This is a genomic window from Mesorhizobium sp. dw_380 (assembly GCF_018588885.1).
Lineage (GTDB): Bacteria > Pseudomonadota > Alphaproteobacteria > Rhizobiales > Rhizobiaceae > Mesorhizobium.
In genome coordinates, this window is sequence record NZ_JAFFIW010000032.1 from 43,012 (window position 1) to 55,553 (window position 12,542).

Annotated in this window: 12 protein-coding genes; 5 read left to right on the forward strand and 7 right to left on the reverse strand. The window is 63.2% G+C overall.

The genetic code is table 11. The features are described 5' to 3' along the window. Window positions 1-17 precede the first annotated feature (17 nt). Together JT360_RS24760 and JT360_RS24765 are read right to left on the reverse strand one after the other, a co-directional pair. Entirely contained in the window at window positions 18-1,265 is a 1,248-nt protein-coding gene (locus JT360_RS24760; RefSeq protein ID WP_214474889.1) for an FAD-dependent monooxygenase, read from the reverse strand. 16 nt (window positions 1,266-1,281) lie between these two features. Continuing rightward, a complete protein-coding gene (locus tag JT360_RS24765; protein WP_013896203.1) occupies window positions 1,282-1,527 on the reverse strand; it encodes a zinc-finger domain-containing protein in 246 nt (81 codons plus the stop codon). Between the two features lie 200 nt (window positions 1,528-1,727). Between JT360_RS24765 and JT360_RS24770 the strand changes: the two genes are divergently transcribed. Continuing rightward, window positions 1,728-3,929 carry an RNA degradosome polyphosphate kinase gene (locus JT360_RS24770; RefSeq protein WP_214474846.1) on the forward strand — a complete coding sequence of 734 codons (2,202 nt, stop codon included), beginning with the start codon at window positions 1,728-1,730 and terminating at the stop codon, window positions 3,927-3,929. Further along, the gene (gene ppx, locus JT360_RS24775; protein ID WP_214474848.1) at window positions 3,929-5,464 is read left to right on the forward strand and encodes an exopolyphosphatase; all 1,536 of its coding nucleotides are present in this window, start codon (window positions 3,929-3,931) and stop codon (window positions 5,462-5,464) included. Before JT360_RS24770 ends, ppx begins: the two co-directional genes overlap by 1 nt. A 3-nt stretch (window positions 5,465-5,467) precedes the next feature. Here ppx and JT360_RS24780 read toward each other — a convergent pair whose 3' ends face one another. The 4 genes from JT360_RS24780 to betI all read right to left on the reverse strand — a co-directional run bounded on the left by JT360_RS24780 (window position 5,468) and on the right by betI (window position 8,854). Next, window positions 5,468-5,890 carry a DoxX family protein gene (locus JT360_RS24780; RefSeq protein WP_214474849.1) on the reverse strand — a complete coding sequence of 141 codons (423 nt, stop codon included), beginning with the start codon at window positions 5,888-5,890 and terminating at the stop codon, window positions 5,468-5,470. A gap of 157 nt (window positions 5,891-6,047) precedes the next feature. Next, window positions 6,048-6,470 (reverse strand): DoxX family protein, encoded by a 423-nt coding sequence (locus JT360_RS24785; protein WP_214474851.1) that lies wholly within the window; start codon window positions 6,468-6,470, stop codon window positions 6,048-6,050. Between the two features lie 176 nt (window positions 6,471-6,646). Further along, a complete protein-coding gene (gene fumC, locus JT360_RS24790) occupies window positions 6,647-8,044 on the reverse strand; it encodes a class II fumarate hydratase (protein ID WP_214474853.1) in 1,398 nt (465 codons plus the stop codon). A gap of 171 nt (window positions 8,045-8,215) precedes the next feature. Further along, on the reverse strand, window positions 8,216-8,854 hold the full coding sequence (gene betI / locus JT360_RS24795; protein ID WP_214474855.1) for a choline-binding transcriptional repressor BetI: 639 nt from the start codon (window positions 8,852-8,854) through the stop codon (window positions 8,216-8,218). Window positions 8,855-8,951: 97 nt separating this feature from the next. Here betI and choX point away from each other — a divergent pair, with 97 nt between their 5' ends. Together choX and JT360_RS24805 are read left to right on the forward strand one after the other, a co-directional pair. Next, window positions 8,952-9,890 (forward strand): choline ABC transporter substrate-binding protein, encoded by a 939-nt coding sequence (gene choX / locus JT360_RS24800; RefSeq protein WP_214474856.1) that lies wholly within the window; start codon window positions 8,952-8,954, stop codon window positions 9,888-9,890. Between the two features lie 35 nt (window positions 9,891-9,925). Then, a complete protein-coding gene (locus tag JT360_RS24805; protein WP_352128305.1) occupies window positions 9,926-10,723 on the forward strand; it encodes an alpha/beta fold hydrolase in 798 nt (265 codons plus the stop codon). Window positions 10,724-10,822: 99 nt separating this feature from the next. On the opposite strand, the gene JT360_RS24810 is transcribed toward JT360_RS24805, so the two are convergent. Further along, a complete protein-coding gene (locus tag JT360_RS24810; protein ID WP_214474859.1) occupies window positions 10,823-11,611 on the reverse strand; it encodes an NIPSNAP family protein in 789 nt (262 codons plus the stop codon). A gap of 254 nt (window positions 11,612-11,865) precedes the next feature. Between JT360_RS24810 and JT360_RS24815 the strand changes: the two genes are divergently transcribed. Next, complete coding sequence (locus JT360_RS24815) at window positions 11,866-12,540, forward strand: TetR/AcrR family transcriptional regulator (RefSeq protein ID WP_250889050.1); 675 nt, start codon at window positions 11,866-11,868, stop codon at window positions 12,538-12,540. Window positions 12,541-12,542: the final 2 nt, after the last annotated feature.

Sequence of the window (12,542 nt, forward strand, 5' to 3'; positions counted from 1 at the left end):
TACAAATTACCACTACGTCAAGAACTGGCCAGTGTTTTGATTTCAGCCGGTCGCCAGCCGTAGAGCCAGTCGAGGTCGGTGGCGAGCTTTTCCGAAGGCCGCATTTTCAGGAACAGATTGCGGGCGACTGCCACTGGACCGGCGGCATGCCAGGCAAGGCGGTTGACGGCGCCGCGACGAGCCACTCTCGCGATGCGCGGCCGTCGCAGGTTCTCCCATATCTGAAGACTTCTTGTCGGATCGGCAGGGAAGTCGGCGATGATATGGGCAAGCATTGCCGCGTCCTCGATCGCCATGGCTGCGCCCTGCGCCGCGAACGGCGTCATCGCATGCGCCGCATCGCCGATCAGCGCGATGCTCCTGCTCGTCCAGGGCCGTGTGCTGTCAACCGTATGGATCGGCCATGCCGTCCAAGGTCCGGCTTCCTTGACGAGGTGGCCAAGTGCCGATGACGCGCCGCGCAGGGCGCCGGTCAGAATTCCCTGGTCGGCATTGCCGGACCAGCCCTCGGCAATCCGCTCGCCCCTGGTGAAGGCGGCGAGATTGAAGGCGCTGCCTCTGCTGACCGGGTAGGCGACCATATGGAAGCCGGGATGGAGGAAAGTGGTGACGCAGTTGGTGGCGCCGATGGCGGCAAAGGCCTGCCCAGCGGGGCTGCCGGCCGCGACGGTGGCACGCCAGGCCAATTCGCCGGAGAAGTGGCTTTTCGCGAAGGCGGCGCCTTTGCCGGAATTGACAAGCGAACGTGTCGACGACCAGACGCCATCGGCGCCAATCAGCAAAAACCCCTCGGCTCCAACGATCTTGCCGTCAATTTCGGCTGTCGCCGTGATTCCGTGGGGACCGCCGGCAACGCTGCTGACACGGGCGCCAGTGGTGAGATGGATATCAGGCATCTCGCCAACCCCCGCCATCAGCGCGCTCTGCAGGTCGGCCCGGTGCGCGACGAGATACGGAGCGCCCCAGCGAATTTCGCCAGCTTGCCCGAGTGGCACGCGCGCCAGTTCGCGCAATGTCGCGGCGTCCTTCAGCACCACGGCCTCCGGCCGCACCGCCGCCGGCAGCAGTCGGTCGAGCACCCCAAGCTGGCGAAGGATGCGTGTCGCGTTGGGAGAGAGCTGGATGCCGGCGCCAGCCGCTTCAAGGCGCTGCGCCTGTTCGAACACCTGCACAGGATAGCCGCGTTCGGCGAAGGCAATGGCCGCGGTCAGCCCGGCGACGCCAGCCCCGGCGATGACGACTTGCCGGGAGCGCGTGTCCATCAGGTCTGTCGCGAAAGAATCAGGCGGCCTGGTCGATGTAGAGGCAGCCGGCCGGCAGCGTTTCGGTTGCCTTCAGCTTCGGCGAATAGCGGTAGAGCGTCGAGCAATAGGGGCAGACTTTTTCATTGTCGTCGCCCATGTCGAGAAACACATGCGGGTGGTCGAAAGGCGGATTGGCACCCGTGCACATGAATTCCTTGACCCCGATGTCGATTGCCGGAAAGCCCGCATCGTTCTGGAAATGGGGAATGGAACCGCCTGCCATCGTCGTCTCCTTAACGCAGTCTCGTCTGCATCTGGATCATAACAGGCCTCTTTGCAAGATCGATGAAATGAAACTGTCGCAAAAGCCTGTCAGAGGATAAGTTAAGCCGGTTAACCGGCTGGAGCATTTTGCAGCCAAGCGGAACGGCTTGGGGTCGCAGAAATGCGGCTAAGCGACCAGGCGTAGGAAGAGCAGGAACCATGAACGAACTGAAGCCGGTGCAGAGCGAATTCATCAATGTCGAGGCGGCGAGCCCGGAGGGCGGCAACCCGGACCGTTTCGTCAATCGTGAGTTTTCCTGGCTGCAGTTCAATCGCCGCGTTCTCGAGGAATCGCTGAACACCAATCATCCGCTGCTGGAGCGTGTCCGCTTCCTGTCGATCTCGGCAGCCAATCTCGATGAGTTCTTCATGGTGCGCGTCGCTGGCCTCGCCGGCCAGGTGCGCGAGGGCATCGTCTTGAAGAGCCCTGACGGCCGCACCCCCGAACAGCAGCTCGAACAGCTGCTGCGCGAGGTCGAGCGGCTGCAGGAAGACCAGCAGAAGAGCCTTTCGGCTCTGACGGTGCTGCTCAACAAGGAAGGCATCGAAAGCATCACCCGCGACGCGCTGACCAAGGACGAGAAGATCTGGCTGGAAGAGCATTTCCAGGACCAGGTGTTTCCGGTGCTCACCCCGCTGTCGATCGACCCGGCGCATCCGTTCCCGTTCATTCCCAATCTCGGCTTCTCGATGGCGCTGCAGCTGCGCCATCGCAAGAATGGCGAGGAGATGAGCGCGCTCTTACGCCTGCCGGTGGCGCTGAAGCGCTTCATCCGCCTTCCGGATCGCAAGCACCACGTCCGCTTCATCCCGCTGGAAGAGGCGGTCGGCCTCTATATCGGCAAGCTGTTTCCGGGTTACGAGGTCAAGGGCTCAGGCACATTCCGCATCATCCGTGACAGCGATATCGAGGTTGAGGAGGAATCGGAAGATCTGGTGCGCCTGTTCGAGACGGCGCTGAAACGCCGCCGCCGCGGATCGGTGATCCGCATCGAATTCGACAGACTGATGCCCAGCGAATTGCGCGACTTCGTCGCCGGCGAGCTTGGCGTCTCGTCGAGCCGCATCAGCGTCTTGACTGGTCCGCTGGCGCTCAGCCAGATTTCCGAGATCGTCTCCGTCCCCCGCGACGATCTCAAATTCACGCCCTACAATCCACGCTTCCCCGAGCGCATTCGCGAGCACGGGGGCGACTGTTTTGCCGCCATCCGCGAGAAGGACATCATCGTCCATCACCCCTACGAATCCTTCGACGTGGTGGTGCAGTTCCTGCGCCAGGCAATGGCTGATCCCGAAGTGGTGGCGATCAAGCAGACGCTTTATCGCACCTCCAATGACAGCCCGATCGTGCGCGCCCTGGTCGACGCGGCCGAGGCCGGCAAGTCGGTGACCGCGCTTGTCGAGCTCAAGGCGCGTTTCGATGAGGAAGCCAATATCCGCTGGGCCCGCGACCTCGAGCGCGCCGGCGTGCAGGTCGTGTTCGGTTTCCTCGAACTCAAGACCCACGCCAAGATGTCGCTGGTGGTGCGACGCGAGGACGGCAAGCTGCGCAATTACGTGCATCTCGGCACCGGCAACTACCATCCGGTCACAGCGCGCATCTACACCGATCTGTCCTTCTTCACCACCGATCCGACGATCGCCCGCGACGTTGCCCAGCTGTTCAATTTCATCACCGGCTATGCCGAGCCGACCGCCGAAATGCGGCTGGCGATCTCGCCGTTCACGCTGCGAAACCGCATCCTGCAGCACATTTCCGACGAAGTTGCCCACGCGCTAGAAGGAAGGCCGGCGCGAATCTGGATGAAGATGAATGCGCTTGTCGACCCGATCATCATCGATGCGCTTTATGATGCCAGCCGCGCCGGCGTCGAGATCGACCTCGTCGTGCGCGGCATCTGCTGTCTGCGACCGCAGGTGCCGGGCCTGTCGGAAAACATCAGGGTCAAGTCGATCGTTGGCCGCTTCCTCGAGCACAGCCGCATCTACTGCTTCGGCAACGGCCACGGCCTGCCGTCGGACGAGGCGATCATCTACATCTCCTCGGCCGACCTCATGCCGCGCAATCTGGACCGCCGCGTCGAGACCATGGTGCCGATCACCAATCCAACTGTGCATGAACAGGTCCTGGGCCAGATCATGCTCGGCAACATCATGGACAATCAGCAAAGTTTCGACGTATTGGCTGATGGAACCTCCCGGCGCGTGATGCTGGAGGAGGGCGAGGAACCGTTCAACGCGCAGGAATATTTCATGACCAATCCGAGCCTGTCCGGACGGGGTGACGCGCTGAAGTCGCATGCGCCCAAGCGCATCGCGCAGTTCAAGCGCCGCAAGAAGAACGCCGCAGCGTCCGGCTGATGCTGTCTGATTCCCAGGGCCGGCTGCAGGACCGGCGACCGCTGTCCATCATCGACATCGGGTCGAATTCGATCCGCCTCGTTGTCTATGAAGGGCTGGCGCGCTCGCCGACCATGCTGTTCAACGAAAAGATGCTGGCCGGTCTTGGCCGCGGCATCGTTTCGACCGGCAAACTCGATCCCGAGGCGGTGACGCGCTCGATGGAAGAGTTCCGCCGCTTTCGCGCGCTGTCCGACCAGGCCGGCGCCGGGCATATGTACGTCTTGGCCACGGCCGCAGCCCGTGAGGCCATCAACGGCCCCGATTTCATCCACCGCGCCGAAGAGGTGCTGAAGACCGAAATCCGGGTGATCAGCGGGCGCCAGGAAGCCTATTATTCGGCGCTCGGCGTCATTTCGGGCTTCCATCCGGCCAATGGCATCGCCGGCGATCTGGGTGGCGGCAGCCTTGAACTGGTCGACGTCAATGGCGAAGCGATCGGTGACGGCATAACGCTGCCGCTCGGTGGCCTTCGCCTGCAGGACATGGCGAAGAACTCGCTCAGCCAGGCGCAGAAGATCGCGCGCGACGAACTGGCGCGGGCCAAGCTGCTGAAGGGCGGGCAGGGCCGGCCCTTCTACGCCGTCGGCGGCACCTGGCGAAATCTCGCCCGGCTGCACATGGAGATGACCAATTACCCGCTCGGCGTCATGCACCATTACGAGATATCAGCCGACAGTGCGACGGCCTTTCTCAAGCAGGTGGCCAAAGCCGAGATCGAGAAGGTCAAGGGTATCGAAGGCGTCTCGAAGAACCGCCGTTCGCTGCTGCCCTACGGCGCCATCGTGCTGCAGGAGATCATGGCGGCGATGCAGCCGTCGAAGATCATCGTCTCGGCGCTCGGTGTGCGTGAAGGCTTTCTCTATTCGCTCCTCGATGAGGCGGAGCAGAAGGCCGATCCCTTGATCTCGGCATCCGAGGAACTCGCCCGGTTGCGGTCGCGCTCGGTCAGCCATTCGCATGAACTGGTCGACTGGACGGCCAAATCCTTTGCCGCCTTCGGCATCGATGAGACGGAGGACGAGGCGCGCTACCGCCACGCCGCCGCATTGCTGGCCGATATCGGTTGGCGCGCGCATCCGGAGTATCGCGGCAGGCAGTCGCTCAACATCATTGCCCATGCCTCTTTCTTCGGCGTCGATCATCCCGGCCGTGCCTTCCTGGCCTTGGCCAACGCCTATCGCCATGACGGCATCTTCAACGAATCGATCGCGCCGGAAATCAAGGCGCTGGCAACGCCGCGCTATCTCGAGCGTGCCCGGGTGCTGGCGGCGATGATGCGTGTCGTCTATCTGCTGACGGCCTCGATGCCCGGCATCATGCCCAGGCTGAAATGGGAACAGCGCGCCAACGGCGTGCTGGCGCTGGTGCTGCCCGCGTCGCTGGCCGATCTCTATGGCGAGCGCCCGGCCGGCCGGCTGGCGCAACTTGCAAGGATCACCAATCGCCGGTTGGTGCTGGCGGTCGAAGGCGGCCCGAGCGTTTCCGTCAAATAAAGATCAAGTCACGTCCGCACCGATGCCGAAACCGCGTCCGTCGGCCGACCAGGCTCCGGCACCGGCCATGGCCAGTGCCAGGAAACCGCCTGATATGGCGATGTCCTTCATCAGCATCTGCTGGTGCAGGAAGGCGAGTGTAACGTCGCCGACGCCCTGGCCATGGTGACCGATGTAGCCGGCCGCGATACAGAAAGCGGCGAGCAGCAGCGCCACGATCCGGGTCTGGAAGCCGACGAGGATCAGCAATCCGGCGATCAGCTCGAACAGGCCCGTGCCCCAGGCGGCGAGCCCCGGCAGCGGCAGGCCGAGATCGGTGAAATAACTGGTCGTGCCGGCAATGTTGGCCAGCGCCTGGAAGCCGGACGGTACGAATAGCACGGCAAGCAGCAGTCGTGAAACCAGAAGCAATGCGTTGCGGGTCATGGTCACCTCCCTTGCCGGCACCCCCAATTGGCCTCGGGCCGCCCGCACCGCAGTCTACGCTGGTGAGGCAGCAGCTGAAACCGGCGAGCTATTCCAGACAACGAAAAAGCGGCGCGGAAAATTCCGCGCCGCTTCAGTCAAGGCTTGGGAGGGAGGTTCAGCCGCGCTTGGCGTCGATGGAATAAGCGCCGGCGCCCGATGAAGCCAGCAGCAGGAAGCCGCCGGTGATGGCGAGGTTCTTGAGAAACTGGATCATCTGCATCTGGTCGGCCCAGCCGGTGTGGGCGACCAGCCCGGTGGCGACCGTGAAGATCGCGAGCACCACGGCGGCGATCCTGGTCTGGAAGCCGACGAGGACGGCGAGGCCGCCGAGCAGTTCGATGAGGCCGACGACAACCGCTGTTACGGTCGGCAACGGCAGGCCGAAGCCGCCGAAATAGCCAGCGGTGCCGGAAATGGCGGTGAGCTTGCCGAAGCCGGAAAGTAGGAAAATGACCGCGAGCAGGATACGGCCGAGCAGGATGGTGACGGAGCTGTTGGACGCGGTACCGGCGCCGGCGGCAGAAGTGTTGATGGACATGGTGGCTCTCCGAATGGGTTGAATGACCACTGAGATAGACGATGCCGACTGTTCACCAAAGCCGCCTATGCGGCGACACATTGTTCACAGGCCATACGTTTCCGTGATTGGACGAGACGCGCGAAATTCGTGTCGGTCGATGCGGTGACGGGAGCAAATTTTCCCGCCGAAAAACCTCACCCCGGATGTGTCATGTCCTCCGGCCGCACCAGCCGGTCATAGTCGGCCTCGCTCACCAGGCCGGTGGCCAGCGCTTCCTCGCGCAGTGTCGTGCCCTTCTTGTGCGCCGTCTTGGCGATCTTGGCGGCATTGTCGTAGCCGATGGTCGGGGCGAGCGCCGTCACCAGCATCAGCGAGCGGTCGAGGGCCGCCTTGATGTTGTCTTCCCGCGCCTCGATGCCGACGACGCAATTGTCGGTGAAGGAGACGCAAGCGTCGGCGAGCAACTGCACCGACTGCAGGAAGTTGTAGGCCATCAGCGGGTTATAGACGTTGAGCTCGAAATGACCCTGGCTGCCGGCGAAGGTCAGCGCCGCATTGTTACCGAACACCTGCACGCAGACCTGCGTCATCGCCTCGCACTGGGTAGGGTTGACCTTGCCCGGCATGATCGAGGAGCCGGGTTCGTTTTCCGGCAGCGACAATTCGCCGAGGCCCGAACGCGGGCCCGACCCGAGGAAGCGGATATCGTTGGCGATCTTGAACAGCGCCGCGGCCGCGGCATTGATCGCGCCATGCGAGAACACCATGGAATCATGGGCGGCGAGCGCTTCGAACTTGTTCGGCGCGGTGACGAAGGCGATGCCGGTGATGGCGGCAATGCGATCGGCCACCCGCTCGGCGAAGCCGACCGGCGCGTTGAGGCCGGTGCCGACGGCGGTGCCGCCCTGCGCCAGTTCCTGCAGGCCGGGCAGCGTCGTCGCGATGCGTTTGATCGAGGAGGCGACCTGCGCCGCATAGCCTGAGAATTCCTGGCCAAGGGTGAGTGGGGTGGCATCCTGCGTGTGGGTGCGGCCGATCTTGATGATGTGGTTGAACTCCCTGCTCTTGGCGCCGAGCGCCTTGTGCAGGTGGTGCAGCGCAGGGATCAGGTCGTGCACGATGCGTTCGGCGCAGGCGATGTGCATCGCCGTCGGATAGGTGTCGTTCGACGACTGGCTCATATTGACGTGATCGTTGGGATGCACCGGCTTCTTCGAGCCCATGACGCCGCCCAGCATCTCGATCGCCCGGTTGGAGATCACCTCATTGGCGTTCATGTTGGACTGCGTGCCCGAGCCGGTCTGCCAGACCACCAGCGGGAAATGGTCGTTGAGCTTGCCGTCGATGACCTCTTGCGCGGCCGCGATGATCGCCTTGCCGATTGCGGGATCGAGCCGCTTCAGCTCCATATTGGCTTCCGCCGCCGCCCGCTTGACGACGCCGAGCGCGCGCACGATCGAGGCCGGCTGCTTTTCCCAGCCGATCTTGAAATTGCCCAGGGAACGCTGCGCCTGCGCGCCCCAGTAGCGGTCGGACGCAACCTCGATGGGGCCGAACGTATCGGTTTCGGTTCTGGTTTTCTCAGCGCTCACGGGAAATCTCCGGTCTGTCGATTTGGGCAACGGCGTATCGTGTTGCACAAAACGCATCAAGCGGAGAATGATGTCGAGACAGGTACAAATCGGTTGAAGGACGAGGGCCTTTCCTTCTCCCCTTGCAAGGGGAGAAGGAAGGCCTGTTCCGGCTGGCCAGCCGAACTCCGGTTACGCGCCAACAGTCTCAGGCTGCCGCATGGCCAGCCGCGCGGCGACAAAATCCTTGACCTGGCGGATCGCCTGTTCGCGCGAGACGCTGCCCGGCTCCAGACCGAGCCGCAGCCAGAGTCCGTCGATCAGCGCGGTGACGCCAAGCGCGATGTCGTCGGCGTCCCTGCGCGAGGCAAGGCCGTGCAGGCCCGACAACAGATTCGAGCGCATGCGCGCGTGAAGCACCTTCTGGATGCGCGCCAGCTTTTCGTCGCGCGGCACCTCGGCGCAAAGCGAAAGCCAGGCATGGCATAGAGGCGGCAGGAACAGATGCTCCTCGAAATTGCCCTCGATCACGGCGTCCAGGCGCTCCCTCGGCGTCCGCGCCTGGCGAAGCCGGACGACCACCGCATCGCGCAGCACGGCGTTGGCCTCCCGCATCGCATGCTCGAACAGTTCCTGCTTGTTGCGGAAGTAATGCAGCACGATTCCCTTGGAGGCTCCCGCATGAGCGGCCACCTTTTCCAGAGTAGCACCCGCAATGCCTTCGCGCTCCAGCACCGCGAAGGCCGCCTGCCGCAATTCCTTACGGCGTATGTCACCGAGACGCTTGAGTTTCACGGGTTCGATCCATGCATGACGAATCCACGTTGACATTTTCGTCCAGCCAGATCAATCATTGACCGATGGGACAATAAAAAGACCAAGCGGTCAACAGCGAGAAGAGCTGGTCAATACGATAGAGGAGAACGAAATGCTGCGCATCCTTGCAAATGGCGTCTGTCTTGCCGCGTTGGCGCTGGCGTCTCACGCGGCCCAGGCGGCGGAGGCCGAACAATGCAGGACGGTTCGCATGGCCGAGCCCGGCTGGAACGATCTTGCCTTCACCACGGGGGTGGCCAACGTCCTGCTGCAAGCGCTCGGCTATCAGCCGCAAAGCGAGGTGCTTGGCATCAACGTCATCTATGAGGGCATGAAGAACAGGGATCTGGACCTGTTCCTGGGCTACTGGGATCCGGCGATGGTCACCTATTACGAGCCCTACAAGAAGGATGGCTCGATCGAGAATGTGCACGTCAATCTCGTCGGCGCCAAATACACCTTCGCCGTGCCGACCTATGTCTGGGAAGCGGGCGTCAAGGACGTCTCCGACCTGCACAAATTCGCCGACAAGTTCGGCAAGAAGATGTACGGCATCGAGCCCGGATCCAACCAGCTGATGATGGATGCCATCGCCGATCCGGCCTTCGGCCTGGACGGCTGGCACGTGGTCGAGTCGAGCGAGGCAGGCATGCTCTCCGAGGTCGGCTATGAGATCAAGGAGAAGCAGTTCATCGTCTTCCAGGGCTGGGCGCCGCACCCGATGAACACCATGTACGATTTCAAGTATCTGACCGGCGGCGACAAGTTCTTCGGCCCGAACTTCGGTGCCGCAACGGTGACGACGCAGGTGCGCAGAGGCTATCTCGATCAGTGCCCGAACGTCGCGCAATTCCTCAAAAATCTCGCCTTCGACATCGATTTCGAGAATGTCGGCATGGGCTACCTGATCAATGACGGCATGAAGCCGGAGGACGGGGCGCTGAAGGCGATCACGCTCAACAAGGACCGCCTTGACGCCTGGCTCGCCGGCGTCACCACCTTTGACGGCAAGCCCGGCCTTGCCGCGGTCAAGGAAAAGCTCGGCCTGTGACGCCGGCAGTACTGGACACGGGCTTGGATGCCCCGGTGGAACAGGACGCCTGGGCCGGCCGCAAGCAACTTGTCGATGTTGGCGGCCTCGAGATCGCCTATGTCGAGATATCAGGCGCCGAGCCGGCGCTGGTTCTGGTGCATGGCTTCACCGATACCAGCCGCAGCTTTTCGCTCCTGGTGCCGCATCTGGCCGGTCGCCGGCTGATCATGCCTGACCTGCGCGGCCACGGTGCGTCGCAAACGGGCAAGGGCTTCGGCATCGCCGACTTTGCCGATGACATTGCCGGGCTTATCCGGCACTTGCGGCTCGACCGGCCTGCCGTCGTCGGCCATTCCTTGGGTGCTATGGTGGTCATTGCGCTGGCCGCGCGGCACAACGACCTCATCGGGGGGCTGATGGTCATGGCCGGCACGCTGAAGCCCGATTTCGCGCAGGGTCATCCGCTCGTCGCGGGTGTTCAGGCTCTGCGCGATCCGATATCGCCGGCCGACCCGTTCTATGCCTGGTGGCATGCCTGCCGGCCCGGTGTGCCCCAGCCGTTTCTCGCCGGCCTGGCGAAAGACGCATCGGCGATGCCCGCGGCGCGCTGGCGGGCCATCCTGGAAGAAATCTGCGGGGCCGACCTGACCGGTGCGGCACAGGCAGTGCGAACCCAAACGCTGATCCTCGCCGGCGCGTGCGACCCGCTGTTCGGCGAAGCGCACCAGCAGGCGTTGCTCCGCGCTCTTCCCGAAGCCGTCTTCCTGCGGGCCGAAGCGTGTGGCCACAACCCGCATTGGGAGGAGCCGGCTTTTGTCGCCAGGGCCATCGTTGAGGCATTTGAAGTCTAATGCATGCCGCCCAAAAGTGTCCTCGGTTTGGAGAGAACGACATGCATAAAATAAATACCCTAAAGCGCGTCGCATGAGTCCGTCTCAACGCGACGCGCTTTAGGTGCGCCGCCCGGCCAACGATCGCGACGTGGGCGACAGCCGCAAGGTCTCCGTTGGTTTGGTCAGGTCAAGCCGAGCTGCCTGCCAAAAAGCCAGCCAATCTGGCGAGACGGCAAAGGTGGCTTCATGGCGGGCATGCGCCTCGGCATCCTCGAAGCCGGTGACGGAAATGAAGACATTTTCACTCGCCCGCACCGGCAGGCGTGGAAAGCTGTTTTCGGCGTGCTCCGTGACAAAAGCGGCGAGCAGGCGGGCGCCGGTTGCCTTCATCATTGGCGCCGCCTCGGCCTCGAAGCGATTGGCGAACTCGGTCTCCGCTCCCGGCCGCAAATGATGAATCCGGATGACTACAATGCCAGCCATCGACCTGTTTCGAATCGGCTTTTCGCCGATAGCCAAGGCGGCCCGTTCCATGCCCGAGAGGTTGAAGCCGGCGCCTGACCATGCCGGCTTCAGCAGCAACACATCGTCGGAATCGATCATCGTCGCATTGGCCGCGTCACGGTGCGCCGCCCAGATCGGGCCGTCGTAGAACGTGGCCAGAGCATCCTTGCGTGCGTCCATACCGTCGAAGCCGCGCAGCCAGACGAACATGTCCGGACGGTCAAGATCGCGGAACTGGCCGATGATGGTCATCCCGGCCTCTTCCTGGCCTTCGATCAGCCTGCCGTCGAAGAGGTCGATGAGTTTCTCGCGCTTGCCTGATTTCAAAGTGTACTGCCGCAATTCGACGACAGGCGAGGCGAGCGCAACGGGGGCTGCTGAGGCATTCAGGGGCAGGTTCATCCGTCAATCCTAGGAAACAGGGTGATCGTCCTGTTTATAAAACAGACCGGTTGTCCTGTTTTGTCAATATGCTATCTTCTTCTTCCTTCTCCCCTTGAGGGAGAAGGAAGATTGGCGCGCAGCGCCAAGACGGTTGAGGGTGTCGGACGGAACACCGTCTATGCCAAGCTGGCTATGGCAAGCTGGAGCACCCCTCATTCGCCTTCACTTCGTTCAGGCGCCTTCTCCCACAAGGGGAGAAGGGGAGATTCGCGATGGCACGGCATGCCCAAAAACGCATCAACGACCCCGAAGGCATGCGCAGGAAAGTGCTCGATGTCGCCGAGGAAACGTTTCAGGCGCGCGGCTATCATGCTTCCAGCCTCGGCGACCTGATGGCGGCGGCCGGCGTCAGCGGCGGCGCTCTGCATCACCATTTCCCGACCAAGAAGGCGCTGGCCCTGGCCGTGATCGAGGAGCGCGTGGCGGCTGCGGTCGACGAGACATGGATCGTGCCGGTCAAGGCGGCGGCTTCGGCCCGCGAAGGGGTGCGGGCTGTCTTCGAGGCGGTGACGGCGGAACTGGAGCAGCAGGGTTTCGTGCGCGGCTGCCCGCTCAACAATCTGGCGCACGAGCTGTCGCTCGCCGATCCCGATTTCCGCGCCGCCCTTGCCGGCATCTTTACGGCATGGCGCAAGGCGATCGCCGGCAAGATCGAGGCCGACCAGCAGGCGGGCAGGGAGCGAGACACCGATCCCCAGCGCTTTGCGGCGCTCGTGATCGCCACCTATTCCGGCGCCATGTCGATGGCCAAGACGGCGCAGGACGCCGGTCCGCTGCGCGATTGCCTTGCCGCGTTGGAGTGGGGCGCTTCCCAAGCCGCATCATCCCAGGGCGAGCCGGGGGCGAGGCGGCGTCGCAGGGTGCTGCGACGGTACGGCACCTTGTGAGG